Annotated in this window: 19 protein-coding genes and 1 pseudogene; 5 read left to right on the top strand and 15 right to left on the bottom strand. The window is 72.9% G+C overall.

Annotated elements, in window-relative coordinates:
* The first annotated feature begins 105 nt into the window (after positions 1-105).
* Positions 106-873 (top strand): DUF3152 domain-containing protein, encoded by a 768-nt coding sequence (locus tag ACLFMI_RS00200; protein WP_410945620.1) that lies wholly within the window; start codon positions 106-108, stop codon positions 871-873.
* A gap of 9 nt (positions 874-882) precedes the next feature.
* Here the strand turns inward: ACLFMI_RS00200 and ACLFMI_RS00195 are convergent, their stop codons facing one another.
* The 3 genes from ACLFMI_RS00195 to ACLFMI_RS00185 form a co-directional block, all read right to left on the bottom strand.
* A complete protein-coding gene (locus ACLFMI_RS00195) occupies positions 883-1,584 on the bottom strand; it encodes a response regulator transcription factor (protein ID WP_410945619.1) in 702 nt (233 codons plus the stop codon).
* Positions 1,581-2,720, bottom strand: a complete 1,140-nt coding sequence (locus tag ACLFMI_RS00190; protein WP_410945618.1) for a sensor histidine kinase — start codon at positions 2,718-2,720, stop codon at positions 1,581-1,583. Before ACLFMI_RS00190 ends, ACLFMI_RS00195 begins: the two co-directional genes overlap by 4 nt.
* Positions 2,721-2,980: 260 nt before the next feature.
* Positions 2,981-4,273: an Nramp family divalent metal transporter gene (locus tag ACLFMI_RS00185; protein ID WP_410945617.1), complete on the bottom strand. Its 1,293-nt coding sequence runs from the start codon at positions 4,271-4,273 to the stop codon at positions 2,981-2,983.
* 249 nt (positions 4,274-4,522) lie between these two features.
* Between ACLFMI_RS00185 and ACLFMI_RS00180 the strand changes: the two genes are divergently transcribed.
* A complete protein-coding gene (locus ACLFMI_RS00180) occupies positions 4,523-5,530 on the top strand; it encodes a phosphotransferase (RefSeq protein WP_410945616.1) in 1,008 nt (335 codons plus the stop codon).
* Here the strand turns inward: ACLFMI_RS00180 and ACLFMI_RS00175 are convergent.
* From ACLFMI_RS00175 to ACLFMI_RS00155, 5 genes and pseudogenes are all read right to left on the bottom strand, one after another.
* The gene (locus tag ACLFMI_RS00175) at positions 5,509-5,634 is read right to left on the bottom strand and encodes a hypothetical protein (protein ID WP_410945615.1); all 126 of its coding nucleotides are present in this window, start codon (positions 5,632-5,634) and stop codon (positions 5,509-5,511) included. The genes ACLFMI_RS00180 and ACLFMI_RS00175 overlap by 22 nt on opposite strands.
* 79 nt (positions 5,635-5,713) lie before the next feature.
* Positions 5,714-5,866: pseudogene (locus ACLFMI_RS00170) on the bottom strand (DUF899 family protein); the annotation flags it as partial.
* Between the two features lie 104 nt (positions 5,867-5,970).
* The gene (locus ACLFMI_RS00165) at positions 5,971-8,412 is read right to left on the bottom strand and encodes an ATP-binding cassette domain-containing protein (RefSeq protein WP_410945614.1); all 2,442 of its coding nucleotides are present in this window, start codon (positions 8,410-8,412) and stop codon (positions 5,971-5,973) included.
* Between the two features lie 107 nt (positions 8,413-8,519).
* On the bottom strand, positions 8,520-8,930 hold the full coding sequence (locus tag ACLFMI_RS00160; protein WP_410945613.1) for a VOC family protein: 411 nt from the start codon (positions 8,928-8,930) through the stop codon (positions 8,520-8,522).
* A 5-nt stretch (positions 8,931-8,935) separates the two neighbouring features.
* Positions 8,936-9,388 (bottom strand): helix-turn-helix transcriptional regulator, encoded by a 453-nt coding sequence (locus ACLFMI_RS00155; protein WP_410945612.1) that lies wholly within the window; start codon positions 9,386-9,388, stop codon positions 8,936-8,938.
* 178 nt (positions 9,389-9,566) lie between these two features.
* Between ACLFMI_RS00155 and ACLFMI_RS00150 the strand changes: the two genes are divergently transcribed.
* Positions 9,567-9,809 (top strand): zinc ribbon domain-containing protein, encoded by a 243-nt coding sequence (locus ACLFMI_RS00150; RefSeq protein ID WP_410945611.1) that lies wholly within the window; start codon positions 9,567-9,569, stop codon positions 9,807-9,809.
* Between the two features lie 54 nt (positions 9,810-9,863).
* Here the strand turns inward: ACLFMI_RS00150 and ACLFMI_RS00145 are convergent, their stop codons facing one another.
* The gene (locus ACLFMI_RS00145) at positions 9,864-12,320 is read right to left on the bottom strand and encodes a LuxR C-terminal-related transcriptional regulator (protein WP_410945610.1); all 2,457 of its coding nucleotides are present in this window, start codon (positions 12,318-12,320) and stop codon (positions 9,864-9,866) included.
* 345 nt (positions 12,321-12,665) lie between these two features.
* On the opposite strand from ACLFMI_RS00145, the gene ACLFMI_RS00140 reads away from it, so the two are divergent.
* Complete coding sequence (locus ACLFMI_RS00140) at positions 12,666-13,724, top strand: class I SAM-dependent methyltransferase (RefSeq protein WP_410945609.1); 1,059 nt, start codon at positions 12,666-12,668, stop codon at positions 13,722-13,724.
* Between the two features lie 39 nt (positions 13,725-13,763).
* Here ACLFMI_RS00140 and ACLFMI_RS00135 read toward each other — a convergent pair whose 3' ends face one another.
* The gene (locus ACLFMI_RS00135) at positions 13,764-15,122 is read right to left on the bottom strand and encodes a dienelactone hydrolase family protein (RefSeq protein ID WP_410945608.1); all 1,359 of its coding nucleotides are present in this window, start codon (positions 15,120-15,122) and stop codon (positions 13,764-13,766) included.
* A 196-nt stretch (positions 15,123-15,318) separates the two neighbouring features.
* Here ACLFMI_RS00135 and ACLFMI_RS00130 point away from each other — a divergent pair, with 196 nt between their 5' ends.
* Positions 15,319-15,714: a VOC family protein gene (locus tag ACLFMI_RS00130; protein WP_410945607.1), complete on the top strand. Its 396-nt coding sequence runs from the start codon at positions 15,319-15,321 to the stop codon at positions 15,712-15,714.
* A 380-nt stretch (positions 15,715-16,094) separates the two neighbouring features.
* On the opposite strand, the gene ACLFMI_RS00125 is transcribed toward ACLFMI_RS00130, so the two are convergent.
* The 5 genes from ACLFMI_RS00125 to ACLFMI_RS00105 all read right to left on the bottom strand — a co-directional run bounded on the left by ACLFMI_RS00125 (position 16,095) and on the right by ACLFMI_RS00105 (position 22,021).
* Complete coding sequence (locus ACLFMI_RS00125) at positions 16,095-16,709, bottom strand: DUF305 domain-containing protein (RefSeq protein ID WP_410945606.1); 615 nt, start codon at positions 16,707-16,709, stop codon at positions 16,095-16,097.
* Positions 16,710-16,780: 71 nt separating this feature from the next.
* Positions 16,781-17,209 carry a DUF6153 family protein gene (locus ACLFMI_RS00120; protein ID WP_410945605.1) on the bottom strand — a complete coding sequence of 143 codons (429 nt, stop codon included), beginning with the start codon at positions 17,207-17,209 and terminating at the stop codon, positions 16,781-16,783.
* A 35-nt stretch (positions 17,210-17,244) separates the two neighbouring features.
* Positions 17,245-18,657 carry an NADH-quinone oxidoreductase subunit N gene (locus tag ACLFMI_RS00115; RefSeq protein WP_410945604.1) on the bottom strand — a complete coding sequence of 471 codons (1,413 nt, stop codon included), beginning with the start codon at positions 18,655-18,657 and terminating at the stop codon, positions 17,245-17,247.
* 7 nt (positions 18,658-18,664) lie between these two features.
* A complete protein-coding gene (locus ACLFMI_RS00110; RefSeq protein WP_410945603.1) occupies positions 18,665-20,170 on the bottom strand; it encodes a complex I subunit 4 family protein in 1,506 nt (501 codons plus the stop codon).
* A gap of 9 nt (positions 20,171-20,179) precedes the next feature.
* The gene (locus tag ACLFMI_RS00105; protein ID WP_410945602.1) at positions 20,180-22,021 is read right to left on the bottom strand and encodes a proton-conducting transporter transmembrane domain-containing protein; all 1,842 of its coding nucleotides are present in this window, start codon (positions 22,019-22,021) and stop codon (positions 20,180-20,182) included.
* Between the last annotated feature and the right edge of the window lie 4 nt (positions 22,022-22,025).

The raw sequence follows: 22,025 nt of genomic DNA, 5'->3' as shown, positions 1-22,025 counted from the left end.
GTGCGCAGGTGCAGGTGAGGGCGCTCACCAGCTCGTCCGCGCGGCGGGTCGTGCGACCCGGTGTCCTCTGCCACGCTGACGACCGTGCCGGCTACACACACGACCGTGACCCGCCGTGCGGTGCCGGTCGCGGCGCGCGCGGCCCGGCACGCGGCGGTGCTGCTCGCGGCCGCGGTGCTGCTGGCCGGTTGCGCCGGGGCCGCCGGGATCCCGGACGGCGGGGACGGCGCCGCGCCCGCACCGGGGCCGCCGATGGGGGAGGCCACGGCCGCACCCCCGGCCGCGCGCTCGTCCGGACCGGCCGCCGCGATCCCGGCCGCCGACCGCGCGGCCGGTGTCCTCGGCCGGACGGTGCCGCAGAGCGGGCCCGGCAAGACGGTCGTCGTGCCCGGGCGCGGCGCACCGCCACCCGGCCGCAGCCGGACCGTCGCGGTCCGGGTCGAGGTCGAGCGCGGGGTCCCGGTCGACGGCGTCGCGTTCGCCGGGTTCGTGACCGGTGTGCTGGCCGACCCGCGCAGCTGGGGCGGGGACGGCTCGGTCGGTTTCGCCCGCACCGACGGGCCCGCGCCGTTGCGGATCGTGCTCGCCACACCGGCGAGCGCGGACCGGCTCTGCCGGCCGCTGGACACCGTCGGGAAGCTGTCCTGCCGCAACGGCGACCGGGTCGTGCTCAACCTGGAGCGCTGGGTCACCGGCGTCCCGGACTACGCCGGAGACCTCACCGGCTACCGCCGCTACCTGGTCAACCACGAGGTGGGCCACTGGCTGGGCCACCAGCACGAGGCCTGCCCGGGCCCGGGTCGCCCGGCTCCGGTGATGCAGCAGCAGACCCTCGGCCTGGACGGCTGCGCCCGCAACGGCTGGCCCCGCTGATCCTGCTGGTCAGTCCCCGGCGTCGCGCACCAGCAGCGCGATCTGCACCCGGTTGTCCAGGCCCAGCTCGCGCAGCAGCTTGGACACGTAGGACTTCACCGTCGCCACCGACATGTGCAGCTCCTCGGCGATGTCGGCGTTCGAGCCGCCGCGGGCGACCGCATCGGCCACGTCGCGTTCGCGCTCAGCGAGTCGCTCCAGCCGGGCCCGGGCCGCGCGCCGCCGGTCCACCGGCCCGGAGCCGCCGGCGACCATCCCGATCAGCCGGCGGGTGATCGAGGGCGAGAGCACGGCGTCGCCGTCGGCGGCGGCCCGGACGGCCCCCACGATCCCCTCCGGCGCGGCGTCCTTGAGCAGGAACCCGCTCGCCCCGGCCCGCAGCGCGCGCACCACGTGCTCGTCGGCGTCGAACGTGGTGAGCACGACGACGGTCGGCGCCTCCGGCTCCCGGGTCAGCCGCTGGGTGGCGACGACGCCGTTGACCCGCCGCATCCGCAGGTCCATCAGCACCACGTGCGGGCGGCCGGTCCGGACCGCGTCCGGGACCTCGTCGCCGTCCCCGGCGTCGCCGACGACCCGGATCCGGCGCTGCGGCGCGGTCTCGCCGGCCGCGACGACGTGGCCGTCCAGCATCACCTTGAGCCCGCCGCGGACCAGCGGGTCGTCGTCGACGAGCAGCACCCGGATCTCCGGGGCGTCCGACTCGGTCACCGGTTCTCCTTCCGCCAGGGCAGCACGGCGCGCAGCCGGTAGCCGTCGGGCAGCGGGCCGTGTGCCAGCGTCCCGCCGGTCAGTGTCTCCACCCGCTCGCGCAGTCCGATCAGGCCGGTCCCGGCACCGACCGGCGCGGGTGGCCGGTCACCGGTGCACCCCGAGGTGACGGTGACGGCGAGATCCCGGCCCGGGCGGCCGTCCAGCCGCACCTCGACGGCGGCGCCGGGTGCGTGCCGTGTCGCGTTGGTCAGGCCCTCGCGCACCACCCGGTACGCGACCCCGGCGAGCGGGTCCGGCGGCGGGGTCAGGAGCAGCAGTTCGGTGGACCGCAGCCGGATCTCGGCCCCGGCCGCGCGTGCCTCGGCGACCAGCGACTCGATCCCGCCGAGGCCCTCGCCCGGCGGGTCCAGGACGGGGTCGTCGCCGACCGGCTCGCGCAGCACCTGGACGATCGTGCGCAGGTCCTCCATCGCGCGGTGGGTGGTGTCGCGCAGCACCCGGGCGCTCTCCCGGACGGTGTCCGCGGACAGGTCCGAGCGCAGCTCCAGCGCGCCGGCGTGCACCGACAGCAGCGAGAGCCGGTGCCCGAGCAGGTCGTGCATCTCGCCCGCGATCCGGCGCCGCTCGGCCGCCCGGGCCCGCTCGTCGCGCTCGGCCCGTTCCGCCTCGGCGGTGGCCAGCCGGCCGCGCAGGTCCGCGATCACCGCGCGCCGGGTCCCGGCGAGCAGCCCGGCGGCGACCGAGGCGAACTGCAGCGTCCAGGCCCCGAGCAGCGCCACCCACATACCCGTCGGGTCGGGGACCTCGCTGACCATCGTGTACGCCGCGCCGGCCATCGACAGCACCGTGATCGCGACCGTCTCGAACGGCCGCCTGCGGGTGGCGACGACGAACACGCCGACCAGGGGCAGGTAGGAGGCCAACGGGGCGAACGCCGCGAACACGACGCCCAGCACCGCGAACTCCCACGGGTACCGGTAGCGCCACGGGATCGTCACCATCCCGACCAGGCCGAGCAGCACGCGCAGTACCCCGGCGGTGTCGGTGACCGTCCAGTCACCGGAGAACAGCCAGCCGGTCACGCCCACGGCGACCACGAGGGCCGCGGACGTCACCGCGGGGCTGACCGGCACGCGTCGACCATAGGCCCGACGCCGCAGGTGTCCAGACGGTTCCCTCGGGAACGACGGGGTCCGGGTCAGGGTCAGGGTCCGGGTCCGAGTCAGGGCCTCCTCCCCCGGTTCACGCGCTTCCACCGGCCGCCCGCCGGCCGCTCGCCCTCCCCGTTCATGCGACGAGGTTGCCGCGGGCCGGGGCGGCACCGCACCCGGCGAAGGTGGGTCGTCGCGCGACCGAAGTCGGCGGCGGGCACCGGCCCCCGACGATCGGTTGCTCAGCCGGGGGTCACCCCGAACACGTCGAGCATCGTGTAGACGCCGAGCAGCCCGATCGCGACGCTCGAGACGACCAGCAGCACCGTGAACGTCCGTCCACCGTGCAGTCTCGGGTCCGTCTCGTGCCGGCGCAGCCACCAGACGGCGACCACCGCCGCGAACAGGAAGATCCCGGTGGCCACCCCGCCGATCTGCACCATGACCACCGGGGACTGAATCGTCAGGTAGGCGGCCGCCCAGATCAGCGGCAGCGCGACGGTGAAGATCCGGATCCAGCGCAGCCGCGCGACGGGGTCGTGCCAGTCCAGGACGCCGAACAGCGCGAGCACGTTGGTGTACATCCGCGACCAGCTCGGGATCGACGCCCACATCGTCGAGCCGAGGACGGCGATCGCGCCGATCAGGAACACCACGCTCGCCCAGGTCCCGAGGACGTCGGTGTAGAGCCGGGACAGCGTGGTGATCGTCTCGTTGCCCTCGGGCACCAGGCCCTGCGGGTGCAGCACGGACGCACCCATCAGGTAGAAGGCCAGCGTGCCGAAGGTGTAGATCACCCAGGAGACCAGGGCGTCCTTGTACATCACCCGGATCCACCCGCGAGCGCGGCGAGCCCACTCGTCGCTGCCGTCGTTCGGGCCGGTCCAGCGCGCGTAACCCTTCTCCAGGCACCAGTAGGTGTAGAAGGTGATCTCGTCGGCGCCGACGCCGGTGATCCCGAACATCGCCAGCGCGGCGCCGAGTGCCCCGGCCGGGATCAGGAACGTCAGGCCACCGGCGAGGGCCGCGCCGTCGTAGGCGAAGGGGGTCAGCGGAAGGCCGAGCGCGATGAGCACGGTGACGAACGTGAAGACGACGACCAGCAGCATCGCGCCACGCTCGATCAGCGTGTAGCGGTTCGACCACAGCAGCGCGATGCTGCCGACGGCCACGAAGCAGGTCCACGCGAGGATCGAGGTGAAGCCGAGCGGGTCGCCGCCGATCGGCATCAGGGTGCTGAACGCGATCGCCGTCCCGCCGACGATCCCGCCGAGCTGGAGCAGCTTGCTCAGCGCGAGCAGCACCCACAACACGTTGATCCAGCCGAGCGGGCCGATCCGTGGCGGGACCTTGTTGAAGCCGGTGATCGCCGGCTGCCCGGTCGCGATGGTCCAGCGCGCGAGCTCGATCTGCACCGCGACCTTCACGAACGTCGAGAACACGACCAGCCACAGCAGGACGAACCCGGCCTCCGCGCCGAGTGCGGTGGTCGCGACGAGCTCCCCGGATCCGACGATCGAGGCGCTGAGGATCAAGCCGGGTCCGAGGTAGCGGGCGCTCGCCCTCCAACCGACGGGCGGCTCCTTGATCCCGTCCGCGGTGAGTGTGTACGGATCGGTCCGGTCATGCGCAGGTGCGGTGGACAACGTCGGCCCCTCACCGTTCGGTGAACACATCGGATGTGGCGCGCATCATGCTTTCGGGTGGCGACGACCGTCAACGTCCGGGTCACCGCACCGGAACCGGCTCGTCAACGGGCTACGGGTTTCGGGAGCATGACCCGCATGGAGCACCGCCCCGCCGGCTTCGACGACGACGACGTGCGCGCCGCGCTGCGCCGGCACCACGGGATCGACGCCCGCGAGCTGCATTACCGGGCGGTCGGGTTCGGCGACTACCACTGGCACGTGGCCGGCGCGGACAGCCGGAGCTGGTTCGTCAAGATCTCCGACCTGGCGGACAAGCCGCAGTGCGGTGCCGATCCGGGGACGGCGCTCGCCGGGTACCGGGCGACCCTGCGGACCGCGGCCGAGCTGCGCCGGGCGGGGCTGGAGTTCGTGCTCGCACCGGAGCCGGCCCCGGGCGGCGACCTCGCGGTCGACCTGGACGGCCGCTGGGCGCTGACCGTCTTCCGCCACGTCGAGGCGAGGACGTTCGACTTCTTCTCCCCGCTCTCGGCGCACGAGCGGGACGACGTCCTCGTGCTGCTCGCCCGCCTGCACGCCGTGGACCCGCCCGCCGGCACGCCACCGCAGGTGCCGGTGGTCCCGGACCGTGCGGTGATCGACCGCGCGCTCGGCGACCTCGGGACCCCGTGGGAGGGCGGGCAGTACTCCGAACCCGCCCGCGAGGCCGTCGCGACGCACGCGGGCGCGGTCCGGGCCCGGCTGGCCGAAGCCGACCGCCTGGTCGAGCGGGTGCGCGACGCCGCACGGTCGCCGGTCGTCACGCACGGGGAGCCGCATCCGGGGAACCTGCTGCAGACCGCGGACGGCTTCCTGCTCATCGACTGGGACACGGCCGGGCTCGCCGTGCCGGAACGGGACCTGGCGGTGCTCGACACCGGTCCGGACGACCTGGCCGGCTACGCGGCCCTCTCCGGGCACGAGCCGGACCCGGTGGCGCTGGAGCTCTACCGGCTCAGCTGGGGGCTGGCCGACCTGGGCGAGTTCCTGCGCTGGTTCCGGGCACCGCACGCCGACGACGGCGACGCCCTCACCGCCTGGGATGGCCTGGTCCAGACGCTGACCGGCCTGGCCGGCCACGGGGGTCACGCCTCGGGGTCGCCGTAGGCGTCGGCGATCTCCTCCGAGCCGGCCCACCGGCTGTAGGTCGGCGACTGCGGCCACCCCTCGGGCGAGTCCTGCCACTCCTCCTGACGCCCGTAGGGCAGCACGTCGATCAACCCGAAGCCGAACCCGAGCCTGGGTGACGATCACGAACCGGGCGTCGAAGTTCTCCAGGATCTCCAGCCGGGTGAACTGCGTGGTGAACCCGGTGCAGCCCCCGCACTGCCACCGCTCCCCCGGGAACCACATGTGGTTGTAGACGATGAGCTGGGATCGGCCGTCGAAGACGTCGGCGAGGCGGACCGGGCCGTCCGCCCCCTCCAGGACGTAGTCGGGCATCCGGACCATCGGCAGCCGCCGGCGTTGCGCGGCGACGGCGTCCAGCTCGCTCACCAGCCGGTGCTGCCGTCGATCCGCTCGCGTGTCGGCTCGCGAAGACCGGCTCAGCCCGCGACGTAGGACGCCAGGTACTCCCCGGTGAGCGTCGAGCGGTCCGCGACGAGCTCGGCGGGCGTCCCCTCGAACACGACCCGCCCGCCGTCGTGACCGGCGCCGGGGCCGAGGTCGATGATCCGGTCGGCGTGCGCCATGACGGCCTGGTGGTGTTCGATCACGATCACCGACTTGCCGGAGTCGACGAGCCGGTCCAGCAGCCCGAGCAGCTGCTCGACGTCGGCCAGGTGCAGGCCGGTGGTCGGCTCGTCGAGGACGTAGATCCCGCCGTCCTCGGCCATCCGGGTGGCGAGCTTGAGCCGCTGCCGCTCGCCGCCGGACAGCGTCGTCAGCGGCTGGCCGAGGGTCAGGTAGCCGAGCCCGACGTCGGCGAGCCGGACCAGGACCTTGTGCGCGGCCGGGGTGCGGGCCGGCCCGGCCGCGCCGAAGAACTCGACCGCCTCGTCCACCGACATCGCGAGCACCTCGCTGATGTCCCGGCCGGGATCGTCGTTCCCCCCACCGCCACCCAGCCGGTACTCCAGCACCGACGCGTCGAACCGCTTCCCCTCGCACACCTCGCAGAGGGTGGAGATGCTCGCCATGATCCCGAGATCGGTGAAGATCACCCCGGCACCGTTGCAGTTCGGGCAGGCGCCCTCGGAGTTCGCGCTGAACAGGGCGGGCTTCACCCCGTTGGCCTTCGCGAAGGCCTTGCGGATCGGCTCCAGCAGCCCGGTGTAGGTGGCCGGGTTGCTGCGCCGCGAGCCCTTGATCGCGCCCTGGTCGACGACCACGACGCCGTCCCGCTGCGCCACCGACCCGGCGATCAGCGAGCTCTTGCCCGAGCCCGCCACGCCGGTCACGGCGACGAGCACGCCGAGCGGGATGTCGACGTCGACCTTCCGCAGGTTGTGCGTGTCGGCGCCGCGGATCTCGAGCGCGCCGGTCGGCGTCCGCACCGATGCCTTGAGCGAGGCTCGGTCGTCGAGGTGCCGGCCGGTGAGCGTGCCGCTGGTCCGCAGCCCGTCCAGCGAGCCCTCGAAGACGATCTCCCCACCGGCGGTCCCGGCCCGCGGTCCGAGGTCCACGACGTGGTCGGCGATGGCGATCGTCTCCGGCTTGTGCTCGACCACGAGCACGGTGTTGCCCTTGTCCCGCAACCGCAGCAGCAGCGTGTTCATCCGGTCGATGTCGTGCGGGTGCAGCCCGATGGTGGGCTCGTCGAACACGTAGGTGACGTCGGTCAGCGCCGAGCCGAGGTGCCGGATCATCTTGGTGCGCTGTGCCTCGCCGCCGGACAGCGTGCCGGCCGGGCGGTCCAGCGAGAGGTAGCCCAGCCCGATCTCGACGAACGAGTCCAGGGTCTCCCGCAACGAGGTCAGCAGCGGCCCGACACCCTTGACGGCCGCGTCCCGCTCCGCGTCCCCGGTCGGCTCGTCGAGCCCGCGCACCCACCCGGCGAGGTCGCTGATCTGCATCGCACAGGCCTGCCCGATGTGGATGCCGTCGATCGTCGAGGACCGCGCGGCCTCGCTCAGCCGGGTCCCGCCGCAGTCCGGGCACTCGGCGAAGACGACGGCGCGGTCCACGAACGCCCGGATGTGCGGCTGCATCGCCTCCCGGTCCTTGGCCAGGAAGGACTTCTGGATCTGCGGGATCAACCCGGTGTAGGTCAGGTTGACGCCCTCGATCTTGAGCTTGGTCGGCTCCCGGTAGAGCAGGTCGTTGCGCTCACGCGTGGTGAACCGGGCGATCGGCTTGTCCGGGTCGAAGTATCCGCAGCCGCGCAGGATCCGGCCGAACCAGCCGTCGATGCTCATGCCGGGGATCGTGAGCGCACCCTCGTTGATCGACTTGCGGTCGTCGTAGAGCGCGGTAAGATCGAAGTCCGACGCCGTGCCGCGCCCCTCGCAGCGCGGGCACATGCCGCCGGTGATGCTGAAGTCGCGACGTTCCTTGACCTCCCGGCCGCCCTTCTCGAAGGTGACCGCGCCGGCGCCGCTGATCGAGGCGACGTTGAACGAGAACGCCTGCGGCCCGCCGACGTGCGGTCGCCCGATCCGGCTGAACAGGATCCGCAGCAGCGCACCGGTGTCGGTGGCGGTGCCGACGGTGGAGCGGACGTCGCCACCCATCCGCTCCTGCCCGACGATGATCGCGGTGGTCAGCCCGTCGAGGACGTCGACGTCGGGCCGGTTCAGCGTCGGCATGAAGCCCTGCACGAACGCGCTGTAGGTCTCGTTGATCATCCGCTGGGACTCGGCAGCGATCGTGCTGAAGACCAGCGAGCTCTTGCCCGAGCCGGAGACACCGGTGAACAGTGTCAGCCGGCGCTTCGGCAGCTCGACGCTGACCTCGCGCAGGTTGTTCTCGCGGGCGCCGTGCACGCGGATCAGGTCGTGGCTGTCGGCGCCGTGCCGGGCGGCGGGTTGCCGGGTGGCCGCACTCATCAGGTCTCCCCCTCGTCGCCCGGTCCCGGGCGGATACGTCGCTCTCCGACGGTGTGTCGTCGGGGCGGGCCGGTCGTTACGCCGGACGGGCCAGGGCCCGGCTCGGCTCAGCCGCGTTCCTGAATGCGGACCATGTTCCCGGCGGGGTCACGGAAGGCGCAGTCCCGCACGCCGTAGGGCTGGTCGACCGGTTCCTGGACGACGTCGGCGCCGGTGGCCTGCAGCTTCTCGAACGTCGAGTCGAGGTCCGGGGTGGCCAGCAGGACCGCCGCGAAGGTGCCCTTGGCCATCATCTCGGTGACGACGCGACGCTCCTCGTCGGTGGTCCCGGGGTCGGCCGCAGGCGGTGCCAGCACGATCGAGGTGTTCGACTGGCCGGGCGGGCCGACGGTGATCCAGCGCATGTCGCCGTAGCCGACGTCGAGGCGGACCTCGAAACCGAGGGCGTCGCGGTAGAAGCCCAGAGCGGCCTCCGCGTCGTCGTGCGGGAGGAAGCTGGAGTGGATGCTGATATCCATGCCGGTCACGCTAGGACCGGCGCGGTGTCCCGGACTTCTCGATTCCTGACCGGTCTGCCCGCCTGCTTGGCCAGGCACGACGGGATGCCATCGGTCTCGTGGGCCACCGTCTGCCTGTAGACGCTCGGGGGCATGCCGACGAGCTCGCTGAACCGGGTGCTGAAGGTCCCCAGCGACGAGCATCCGACGGCGAAGCAGATCTCGGTGACGGACAGGTCGCCGCGGCGCAGCAGCGCCATCGCGCGTTCGATGCGGCGGGTCATGAGGTAGCTGTAGGGCGACTCGCCGTAGGCGCGGCGGAACTCCCGGGACAGGTGGCCGGCCGACATGTGCTCGCCGCGCGCCAGCGCCTCGACGTCGAGCGGTTCGGCGTACTCGCGGTCCATCCGGTCGCGGACGCGGCGCAGCCGCACGAGGTCACGCAGATGCTGGTGTGCCGCGGCGGGCCTGCTGGTCACGAGCGAATCGTGCCACGCGGCGGACCGGGCCGGAACCGGCGACGGCGCAGGACGCCGTCGCCGTCGCGACGGTTGCGTAGGCTGACGGTCACCTAGGCTGGAACGGAACGACGTCAGGAAGGTGGGCCCGTGAGCTCTCGCCCGCACACCGACCGGCCGCACCTGCGGTGACGGCCTGATGCTGGTCATCTTCGGCCTGTCCCACAAAGAACGGCCGCTGGGCCTGATCGCGCTCGGCTGCCCGGCCTGCGGGCATCCCGGTCCGCTGTCCCTGGTGCATCGCCGGACCCGGTTCACGCTGTTCTTCGTGCCCGTCCTGCCGCTGCGCAGCCGCCTCGAGACGCGATGCCCGAACTGCGGGACGGCGCGGGCGATCGCTCGCGACGAGGCCCGGCGTCTCGGCGCCGACGTGCGCTCCTGACGTTCCGGGTTCGTTCGTGCAAATGCGAACGCCGCTACCGGCCGGGCAGGCACATCACGGCAGGATGGAGCGCAGTTGGCGTCGGCTGTTGATTCCGAGCTTGGCGTAGGCGCGGTGCAGGTGGTTGTGCACGGTGCGTTCGGAGACGACCACCGCCTCGGCGATGTCACGGTTGCTCAGCCCGCGTGCGGCGAGCGTGGCGATCTCCCGTTCTCGGGGGGTGAGCGGCAGCGGCTCGCCGGCGAGCGCGAGGGCCGGTGTGTGGCCTCCTTCGCAGAGGGCCGCGAGCTCGCGCGAGCGTTCCGAAGCGGCCGCGGCGCCGGCTCTCCGACCGGCTCGGCGGTGAGCATCGCAGGCCTGCGCGGCGGCCTCGGCCGCGTGCAGGTTCGCCCCCAGGCCGGAGAGCTCCGTCGCCACCTCGCTCAGGTCGCAGCCGTCGCCGACGGCGAGCGCCCGTGCGTGCCGCGCGTAGATCGCGCCGAACCTGCCCTGATCTCTGGCGGCGAACCGGTCGAGGCGCTCGAGCACCGGCTTCGGGGAGCCGAGCCGGACGAGGTCATGGCAGGCCTTGGCCTCGTACAGGTGGGCTCGACGCCGGGCGAGGGCGTCGGCGCTGTCCAGGGAGAGACGACGGGCCGTCGTGAGCTCCCCGCGGGCGACCGCGGCCCAGACGCGGCCACGCTCCCTGTTACAGAGCAGCGCGGTCCCGGGGATCAAGGTGTCTGCTCGGGTCAGGGCGGCGTCCACCGCGTCGTGGTCTCCCGCGAGCGCCGCTGCTTCGGCGAGGAACGTGAGCGCGTAGGCCACGCCATAGCGACCCAGGGTCGGTGAGCGCGCTTCGATGAGGGCGGCGGACTCCTGGAGCCATCGCCGGGCCGTGGCCACCTGGCCGCGGGCCAGGGCCAGCTGACCGAGCGCGAGTGCCCACTGCCCCTGCGGGGTTTCGGCGTGGAGTTCGAGTGCCTGCCGATAGCCCTCGTGGGCGAGCCGGCCGGCGGGCTCGAGACGACCGGCGTGCAGATGCGCCAGGCAACGGCTCAGCTGGAGGCGCTGCTCCGCACCGAACGAGACGTCGCCGTGGGCCTGCCCGAGGTAGTCCAGGGCGCCCTCGACCACCGTCCCGGCGTCGTCGGTCTGCCCGGAGAACGCTCGGGCGATCGTGGCGATCACGGCGACGTCGGCGTATGTGCGAGCACTGACGTGGGAGCGGGAGAGGACGTCGCTGGAGAGGTCGACGGCCTCCCCGACGCGGCCGGCGTTGAATCGGAACTCCGCTTCGAGCGCGTCGAGCTCGCTGCACAAATCCGACCCGGGCTCCGGCGCCCCGCACAGCGCGTGGGCGCCCACGCCTTCGCGTGCCTCGCCGACGACACGTTCGGCCTCGGCCGACCGGTTCAGCCCGAAGTAGAGGTTGCTGGCGCGAACCGCCGCGACCCGGCATCGCTGCTCGGGACCTGCGGTTCGCAGGTCCACCTCGCCGAGCAACGCATCGGCTTCCTCGGCACGGCCCAGCCATCGCAGCGCGTCGACCCGGAGCAGGCGTGCCGGCAGCCCCCCGCCGGCCTCCTCCGCGGCCCGCGCCAGCCGCTCGGCCGTGTCGCGGTCGTAGAGGGCTCCGTCCTCGCGGGCCGCCCGCATCAGCAGCTCCGGGTCGGCGGTCTGCCCACCTTCCAGACTCCAGAGCGCGAGGCGCAGCACGTCCCCACGCCGGCGCGCGCCCGAGGCGGCCACGGAGGCGGCCAGCTGCCGGTAGATCGCCCGCGCCCGCAGCGGCGTGATCGCTGCCCGGACGGCCTCCTCGTACAGCGGATGGACCAGCCGGACCTGTTGGCGCCGCCCGCTGGGACTCGCCACGACCAACCCCTCGCGTTCGGCTGCGGTGACGACCTCGGCAGGAATCATCGCCTCCACGTCGGCCGCACCCAGCGGTTCCCCGAGGGCGAGCAGTTCGGTCGCGGCGTAGACGTCGGGGTGCAGGCGGGAGAGGCGATCGCGGACCAGTTCCGGGAGGGATTGCGCGCTCACCCACAGCCCGCTGAGGCACCACAGGCCCGCGCTGCGGGTCAAGCGGCCTTCGGCCAGGGCGGTGTCGACCAGCTCGGTGAGAAGCAACGGGTTGCCGCCCGAGAGGGCGGTCAGGCGGTGCACGACGGATCCGCTGACCGGACCGTCCAGGACGCGGCGCACCGCGGCGCCCACCTCGTTTGCCGACAGGGGGGCCAACGCCAGCTCTTCAAGAACGTGATCCTTGCCCAGCCGTCGCACGGCGTCCGGCCCGGGCTCGCCGTCACGCGTCGTGGCGAGTACGAACACCGGTGAGGCCGTCGCGAGGTGATGCACCAGAGCGGCCGACGCCTCGTCGAGCAGGTGCACGTCGTCGACCGCCACCACGACCCGGCAGGGATGACCGCGAGCGACGAGATCGCGGGCGGTGCGCCGCAACAGGTCCGACCACCCGAAGACCTCGTGGACACGCTCGGGCAGCAGATGGTTCAGGGCTGCGAGCGGCATACTCGCCGCAGCGCGCGTCGCCGTGGCTCGGCGCACCGAGAACCTCGCTGCAGGCACCCGAGTCAGGGCTTCTTCCACCAACCGGGTCTTGCCTGCCCCGCCGGCCCGGTCACGACCAGCCCTCGCGCATCCGGCCGGCTCATCGCCGCTCGGATGCGCCCCAGCTCGTCCTGCCTGCCCACCAACGTCCACGCGGGCGACATCGCGCGAGTTTACGGCCGTCCGTGAGCAGCCGGGATCCGCAGAACTGAGCATTCGACTGCTCATGACGCCCGCGCCGGGTGTCGCCGAACCTGTCCTCGAGGGTGTGGGAACCACCCGCCCCGCTGGGACAGGACGGGCGTCATGACTGTTGATCAGGGCAAGGTCGAGGAGGCGCTGTTCGCCACGGTGGGTGACATGGCTGCGGCGGTATCCATGGCCGCCGCGCTGGTCGGGCACAAGGCGGGCCTGTATCAGGCCATGGCCGGGGCCGGCCCGATGAGCTCCGGAACGCTCGCCGAGGTCACCGGGACCCGGGAGCGCTACGTGCGCGAGTGGCTGAACAACCAGGCCGCCGGTGGTTACGTCGACTACGACCCCGACGCCGGTACCTACACCATGTCCGACGAGCGGGCGATGATCCTGGCCGACCCGGACAGTCCCGTGTACCTGGCCGGCGGGTTCGACCTGCTCGCGGCCATCTTCGCCGGCGCCGACCGCATCGAGGAGGCGTTCACCACCGGGGAGGGCGTGGGCTGGCACGAGCACCACCCGCGCCTGTTCGCGGGCACCGAGGCGTTCTTCCGCCCCGGCTATCGCGCCCACCTGGTCACCGAGTGGATCCCCGCCCTGGACGAGGTCGAGCAGAAGCTGTCCGCAGGCGCCCGGGTGGCCGACGTCGGCTGCGGGCACGGCGCCTCGACGATCGTGATGGCCCAGGCCTTCCCGAACTCGGTGTTCCTCGGGGTCGACTACCACGAGGCCTCGATCAAGGCCGCTCGCAAGAACGCCGCCCAGGTAGGGGTCGCCGACCGGGTCAGGTTCGAGGTCGCCGACGCAGCGGGCCTGCCCGGCAGCGGCTACGCCCTGGTGTGCTTCTTCGATGCCCTGCACGACATGGGCGATCCTGTGGGCGCGGCCCGGCAGGCCCACCAGGCTCTCGACCCCGACGGCACCGTGCTGCTGGTCGAACCGGCCGCCGGCGACCGGGTCGAGGACAACCTCAATCCGATCGGCCGGATGTACTACGGGGCGTCACTCTTCCTGTGCACCCCCCACTCGCTGTCCCAGCCGGTGGGCCTCGGGCTCGGCGCCCAGGCCGGCCCGGCCCGCATGGGTGAGGTCATGGCCGAAGCCGGGTTCACCCGGTTCCGCCACGCCGCGGAGACACCCGTCAACATCGTGCTCGAGGCCCGGCCGTGATCGGCGGCGTGGGCGCGGCCGACCGGGCAGATCGAACGACTATCGCGAGAACAGATCTCCGTTCAGGTAGGTGTCCCAATCCTGCGATTTAAGACCGTGCTCGCCGGACCGAAGATGGTAACTCATCGCCGGGCCACGGAATGCCGTATCGGTGGTCGGCTTCCATTTCGGCGAGGGAAGCCCGGTGCCGCCCAGCCCGTACAATTCATAGACCCTGGAGGCCGCGACGTACGACAGGAACTCACCCTCCGGGTCGGCATTCGTGTCGCCCGCCGCGCTTCCGACGACCACTCGACGTGGCGCAACGAGCCCCAGCAGTTGGTGTTGGTCGACCGGCAGTGAACTCACATCGTCGCCGTATTCCTTGTAGGTCTGCGGGAACCAGTGCGGAAAAGAACTGTTGACGCGTTCGACCGTTTCGGCACCGACGCCGCCGTCCCCACGACGGGCCGGTTTGGTGCCGGTCGACCCCGAATTGTTCGTGATGACCGCCGCGAAACGCGTGTCCTGGGCCCCGGCCCACAACGACGCCTTACCGCCCCGCGAATGACCGATGACGGCCACCTTCTCCGGGTCGATGTCGGGATCGGTCTGCAGGTAGTCCATGGCCCGGCTGGCTCCCCACGCCCAGGCGCTGATGGTCCGGCCGGCGTCGTCGGGCAGTTCCTGGTCGGACGGGTGGAACAGGTCGATCATCTTGCTGCGGTAGCTCTCGCTGTCGTCGGGCGCGATCTGCTCGGCGTCGAGGGAGGCGAACGCGTAGCCGGCGTCGGTGATCTTCGAGACCGGTGCGTAGTCCGAGGACCCGCCCGGGTCGTCGGGCACCGAACCGCGATGGTCGATCATCAGGAAGGTCCCGCGCGGCTTGGCGCCGGTTTTCGGGACGAACAGCTTCAGGGGGAAGCTGCCGGACCCTTCCGGGCCGGTGACGTTGATCGTGACGGTCTTGCGCGTGACACCTCCGACCTCGGCCGGGGCCACGTCGAAGGTCTGCTCGGTCGGCTCCGGCAGGCTCTGCCCGTAGACGTGCTCCCGGAACTGGGCCAGCAGTTCACCACGGCGGGTGCTTTCCCACATCTCCGGACTCCCTACCGGACCGCCGTTGGTGAACCGTAAGGGGTCCGGATAGGCGGCACCGTCGATCGAGATCGTCGGGCCGACAGAATCGTTCTCCGCGGACGATCCGGAAGCCGTCTCCCGGAAAGCGGACCCACTGTCACCGAAAACGCTCTCGCCCGAAGCGGTGACGACACCTCCGCCCGACCTGTTCGCGACATCCCCTTGCGGCGCGAATCCGCCACCGGCGACCAGAACCGCCACGACAACCAGCCATGCCGTCTTGCTCGTGACGACGGCATGCAGTCGGTCGGAACGGCGCGGGCAGATCGAGGTACGCATTTGCCGGAACGGTACCCAGCGACCGTCGTGCTGCAACCGATCGTTGCCAGGACACAGCGAACGGGTGACACCGTCACCTTTCGTTCGAGTGACGACTCCGCCCCTCCGCTGCACCGACCGCAATCAGAATGCCGGTCGTGGTCGAGATGGCACCTCGATCGTGACAGGACCGCACGGAGCCCCGATACTCTCGAGCATGCCCCGGCTCGGCCATGTGATCCTCTACGCCTCGAACCTCGACGCCTCGGTGCGCTTCTACCGCGATGTCCTCGGGCTGACCCACCGCTTCACCGATGCCGGCTACGCCGAGTTCGACACCGGCGGTGCGCGGCTCGCGCTCTACGAGCGCCGTCGCGCCGAGTGGCTGACCGGCCGGCCGGTGAGCCCCGGTCCCGCGGGGGAGGTCGTCCTCCTCGTCGACGACGTTGACGCCACCGCAGACGAGATTCGCCGGCGCGGCGCGACAGTGCTCTCTCCACCTGCAGACCGGCCATGGGGCCACCGCACGCTCCACGTCGCCGACCCGGACGGGTTCGTCGTCGAGTTCGCCCAGCAGATCCCGCGCACCCGATCCCGCTCTCCGGCCAAGTGAGTGCTCGCCTCCCGCGCACCGGAACCCCGCAACGCATCCGCCCGATCACGGCTGCGCGCCATGATCTCGACGCCGTCGTAGGTCACCGAGGACACCGCAAGTCCCGAACCACGGTCGACGAGCAGGCTGGCGCTGCAGAACCCGTCGTAGGTCCGATCGACCAACATCGACAGGCCACGTAGCCGTCGATCCCCCGCAGCGTGGGCATCACCTCGTCACGCACGTGCACGATGCCCGCGTCGATCGAGTCCGGGTGGGCAAGGACCGTGGTGACAACCACTCCCTTGACGCCGCCGCGGGCGTCAAGGGAGTGGCTCCTTCATCGCATCAGGCTCGCCGGGCCCGTGGCACCCCGGATGCCGCCCGCCGCGGCCGGCCGGTCAGCCGAGGAGTCGACCCATCACGGTGATCTCCGACTGCTGCGCGTCGATGATCTCCTGGGCGAGTGCCCTCGCCTGCGGGTCGACCCCGTCGGCGAGCTCGGTCTGCGCCATCTGCACCGCGCCCTCGTGGTGGGCGATCATCATCTCGAGGAACATCCGGTCGAAGGCGGCACCCGTCGACTGCTCGAGCCGGCGCATCTGGTCCCCGGTCATCATCCCGGCCATCCCGCCGTGCCCCATGCCGCCGTGCCCCATCCCGCCGGGCTCGGGGGCACCCCAGGCGGCGAGGAACCCGCGCATCTGCGCGATCTCCGGGGCCTGGGCCTGCTCGATCGCCGCCGCGAGCCGGCGAACCTCGTCGCTGCCCGCCCGGCCGGTGGCCAGCGCCGACATCTCGACCGCCTGCCGGTGGTGCGGGATCATGCCCTGCGCGAAGGCGATGTCGGCGTCGTTGTGCTCGGCCGAGACCTGTGCGCCCGGTGCGGCCGCGCTGGTGGGGGCGACCGGCGCGGGACTCGTGGCGGTCCCGGAGGTGTCCGCACCGCCGCAGGCGGTCAGGACCAGGACAGCGGTCAGCGCCGTGGCGGCGGACGCCACGTTCTTGATCTTCATAGTGAGTTCTGGCTCCCGTGTCGGAACGTGTGATCTTCCCGATTCCGGCGCTCTCCCGCGCCGGGGGCCGATCAGTTCCGCAGCACGCAGAGCTGGGCGAGACGCCTGGGCACCGGCGGCGGCCGCGCCGCCGGCATGCCGCCCGTCCACCGCCGCACCGGCGTGGACGACCCGGGGAGCGAGAGACGGCCGAGGAACAACCACGCCGACAGCAGCGCGACACCGACCGCGGCCAGGACCGCCAGGCACAGGTGCATCAGGTGGGAGGCACCGTCGTCGTGGTGGTCGTCGTGGCCGGCCGGCGCCCCGTGCTCGCCCGCACCGCCTGCGGGCACCACCGGGCCGTGCTGCGGGGTGGCGTGCTCGACCGGGATCCTCGCGACCGTCGGTGACGTGGCCGTCGTCGGCGCCGGGACGACGAGTGCGTGCATCCCCACCAGACCGAGCAGAACGGGCAGGACGAGCACCAGCAGGAGCCGCCCGTTTCGACCGTTCCGCACGCACCGCACGCTACCGGCGAACCGGTGCCCGCCGATCATGTGGTCGCTCCGAAGGCGGCCAGGACCACGCCACCGCCCACGCCGAGCAGCAGTGACACCGCGGCGGCGCCGAGCGCGGTTCCCCGCGCCCAGGGGCGAACCCGGGTCACCGGTCCCTCGTGGTCGGGCTCCGGGTCGCGGAACGCGGGCGCGACCCAGCGCAGGTAGTAGAACAGCGACGCGACGCTGTTGAGCACGGCGAGCACGACCAGCCAGGGCAGACCGCCGTTCACGCCCGCCGTGAACACGACGAGCTTGCCGAGGAACACCGCGGTGGGCGGTGTCCCGACCAGGCCGAGCAGGGCGACGGCGAGCGCCACCGCGAGCAGCGGGTCCCGGCGGAACAGCCCCCGGTGGCCGTCGAGGGTGCGCTGCGCGGTGGCCGCGACGACGGCGAACGCCGCGACGTTGGTGACGGCATAGGCGGCGAGGTAGAACAGCAGCGCCGGCTGGGCGAGCGGGGCCCTCCCGGCGACCGCGACCGCCATCAGCAGGTAGCCGACCTGCGAGACCGTCGAGTAGCCGAGCAGCCGCAGCACCGACGTCTGGGCGAACGCCGCCAGGTTGCCGAGCGTCATGCTGGCCGCGGCCAGGATCGCGACGACCAGCGGCCAGTCGACGATCCCGGAGGGGATCGCCGTGTCCAGCAGCCGGTAGATGGCGACCAGCGCACCGATCTTCGGCAACGTCGTGAGGGCTGCGGCGACCGCCGGCGGCGTGCCGTCGGCGACGTCGGGTACCCAGAAGTGCGCGGGGACCGCGCCGGCCTTGAACGCCAGCCCGGCGAGGACGGCCACGAGCCCGACCGCGGCGGCGCCGCCCGGGCCGCGGGTGATCCCGTCGGCGACGGCGTCGTAGCCGGTCGCGCCGGCCACGCCGAACAGCAGCGTCACCCCGGCCACCGTGGTCACCCCGGCGAGCGCACCGGCCAGGTAGTACTTCAGCGCCGCCTCGGGCGCGCTGCCCTGCTTGGACCAGCCGGCCAGCGCGTAGAGCGGGACGCTCGCGAGCAGGAAGGCCGCGAACAGCAGGACCAGATCGCCCGCGCCGCCGAGCAGCATCGAGCCCAGCGCTCCGAGCTGGACGAGCACGACGAACTCGGTCTCCCGCCGGTGCCCGGCGACGGTGTCGCCGCACAGCGTGACCACCAGCAACGTCGCGACCAGCACGATCGCCCGGGTCGCGTGCGTCGCGGTGTCGAGGACGTAGGTCCCGAACACCACCCCGGGTGGCCGGGTCGCGGCGACGGCGGTCGCCGCGAGGCCGACGACGCAGGCGAGCGCGGCCAGCGCCCGGATCGTCCACTGGCGGCGGCGCGGGGTCCAGGCACCGAGCAGCAGCCCGACGACCGCGCCGAGCAGCAGCGCGAGCTCGGGGATCAGGGTCGACGGGTCGCTGTGCACCATCATGGCCGGGTCACCGCGCCACGAGGTCGTTGAGCGTCCGGGCGGCCGGTTCGACCACGTCGAGCACCACCCGCGGCAGCAGGCCGAGGACGGTGGCCAGGACCAGCAGCGCACCGATCGCCAGCAGCTCCCGGGCGTCAAGGTCGGCGAACGGGCGCGGCGTACCGGGGGCGTCCGGCACCCGGACCTCGCCGGAGAGCATCCGCCCCATCGCGACCAGGAACAACGCCGCGGTGAGCAGCACCCCGGTCACCGCGACGACCGTCGGGATCGGCACCGCTCCCAGGGCGCCGGCGAAGATCTGGAACTCGGCGATGAACCCGGAGAACCCGGGAAGGCCGAGCGAGGCGAGCGCGGCGACGGCGAACAGCCCGGCGAACCGCGGCGTGCGGGTCGCGAGCCCGCCGTAGGCGCTCATGTCGTAGGTGTGCCCGCGCTCGTGCAGCGACCCGGCGAGCAGGAACAGCGCCGCGGTGATCAGGCCGTGGCTCACCATCTGGTAGGTCGCGCCCGAGGTGGCGAGCTGGCGGGCCTGCTCGTCACCGGCGGCGACCAGGCCGGCCGCGCCGAGCCCGAGCAGCACGTAGCCCATGTGGTTGACCGAGGTGTAGGCGATCATCCGCTTGAGGTCGGTCTGGGCCAGCGCGACCAGCGCCCCCCAGATCACCGAGATCACCCCGACCACCACGGCGACCAGCGCGAACTGCCGCCAGCTCGCGGGCAGCAGCGGCATCGCGACCCGCACGAAGCCGTAGGTGCCCATCTTCAGCAGGATCCCGGCCAGGATCGCCGACCCGGCCGCGGGCGCCTCGGTGTGCGCGGGCGGGAGCCAGGTGTGGAACGGGAAGACGGGGGTCTTCACCGCCAGGCCGATCCCGATCACCAGCAGCGTCAGCGCGCCGTACACGCCACCGCCGGCGAGCGGGTTCTGCTCGGCCAGCGTCGGGATGTCGAACGTGACCCGCGGCCCGGCGAGGGCGAGCAGGATGAAGCCCAGCAGCAGGGCGAGCGAGCCCAGGAAGGTGTAGAGGAAGAAGGTCAGCGCCGCCCGGCGGGCGGGCGCGCCGGTCCCCCACCCGGCGATCACGAAGTACATGAACACGATCGACAGGTCGAAGAACAGGAAGAACAGGATCAGGTCGAGGGCGACGAACAGTCCCGCGCTGACCGCCTGCAGGGCCAGGAAGAGGATCACGAAGCTCTTCGGACGGTCGATCCCGCGCAGCGTGTAGACCGCCGTCGCGGTGTAGACGACCGCGGTCAGCGCGAGCAGCGGCAGCGAGAGCCCGTCCACGCCGAGGTGGTAGGAGATCCCCGCGCTGGGGATCCACGCGTACCGCTCGACGGAGCCGTACCCGGTCGCGGGCAGGCCCGCCCAGACGACGACGACCAGTCCGAGCTGCGCCAGCCCGGTCGCGACCCAGGCGCCGGCGAACACCCGGGTACCGGATCGGGCCGGGAGCGCCGACAGCACCACCCCGACCAGCGCGGGCAGGAACACGATCAGCGAGAGCACCGGGTCACCTCACGACATCACGAGGACGGCCAGCACCGTGAGCAGGGCGAACCCGACCGATGCCTGCGCGTAGTACTGGTGCAGCTGCCCGGTCTGCGGACGGCGGGCGACCCGGCCGAGCGCACGGGCGCCGTCGGCGATCCCGGCCACGGTCCGGTCGACGGCCCGCTCGCCGTCGGTGTCGGTGCGGCGGGCCAGGGCCACGGCGGCGTGCGCGACGCCCGACGGGACGCGGGCCAGTCCGCGGTCGTCGAGCCGGGCCAGGACGGCGGCCAGTGCCAGCACGGGCCGGACCAGCGTGCGGTGCGCCAGGTCCTCCAGGCCGAGCCACCGGACGAGCGGGCGCGGGACGGGGAAGCGCTCGGCGAACCGCCATGCGACGAGCAGGCCGGCTCCGGCGAGCACCGCGGACAGCACGAGTTCCCAGGCGTGCGGCGCCGGGTCCGGTCGCAGCGGCTCCGGACCCAGCGCCAGGAGGCCTGCGAGCGCAGCCGCGACGGCGAGCCCGCCCACCGTCGCCACGGCCGGCACGGGGGTCCCGGCCCGGTCGCCGCCGGCGTGCGCGGGCGTCCCGGTCCGGTCGCCGGCGGTGGTCGCACCGCCCGGAGCGATCGGCCGCCACACGAACCACAGCGCCCGTCCGCTGTAGAGCGCCGAGGTCCACCCGGCGGCCAGGCCGACCACGTACAGGGCCGGCGAGGCATCCAGCGCAGCGGCCAGCACCGCGTCCTTACCGACCCACAGCCCGAGCGGCGGCAGCCCGGCCAGGCTGAGCGCCCCCACGGTGAAGGCGACACCGATGGCGGGGTGCCGGCGGGCGGCTCCGCGCAGCCCATCGCTCAGGCTGCGGGTGCCGAGCGCGGCGAGCCACAGGCCGGCGACCAGGAACAGCAGGCTCTTCGCCGCGCCGTGCGCGACGGTCTGCAGCGCTCCGGCCGGCGTGGCCACGGTCCCGGCGGCCAGCACGATGAACCCGATCTGGGAACAGGTGGAGGCGGCGAGCAGCTGCTTGAGGTCGTCCTGGACGGCGGCGACCAGGCCGAGCAGCAGCGCGGTCGCCACGCCGACCCACGCCACGAGCGGGGCCGCCCAGCCGGCGGCGTCCAGCGCCGGGGCCGTCCGCAGCAGCAGGTAGCCACCGGCCGCGACCATCGTCGCGGAGTGCAGCAGCGCCGAGGTCGGGCTCGGGCCGCGCATCGCCCCGGACAGCCAGAAGCTGAACGGCAGCTGCGCGGACTTCCCGAGCGCGGCGGCGACGACACCCGCGACCGCGACGTGCAGCCAGCCGCCGTCGAGCACGGCCAGGTCGGTCAACGCCATCGCGCCCGCCCCGCCCGCCAGAAGTGCCCCGGCCGCGACGTAGAGGCCCAGGTCGGCGGTGCGCGTGGTCAGGAACGCGACCGTGCCGGCCCGTGCGGCCGCCCGGTCGTCGATCCGGTAACCGATCAGCGCCCAGCTGGTCGCGCCCATGACCTCCCAGGCCATGAGCAGCGGCGGCAACGTCGTCGCGGTGACGGTGGCCAGCATCGCGCCGGCGAAGAGCAGCATCAGGCCGTGGAACCGGCCGGTCCGCAGGTCGGCCTCGGCGGCGCCGACGACGAGCGCCGCGAGCAGCACCGCCGCGACGAGGACGCCCAGCACCGCCGACAACCCGTCGACGGCGAACCCGGCCCGGACGCCGGCCAGCAACGCCACGTCGGACGCGGGCCGGGTCACCGCGGCGGCCACGGCGACGGCGAGGGTGACCGCGGCCGTCCCGACGCCGGCCGCGGTCGCGCCGCGGGGCGGGCGGGCCAGCAGGAGTACCGCCCCGGCGACGGTGGGCAGGCCGACGAGCGCGACGAGCAGCACGGGC

This window comes from Pseudonocardia nantongensis, from assembly GCF_046546495.1.
Lineage (GTDB): Bacteria > Actinomycetota > Actinomycetes > Mycobacteriales > Pseudonocardiaceae > Pseudonocardia > Pseudonocardia nantongensis.
This window is presented reverse-complemented; position numbering and strand designations above follow the sequence as displayed.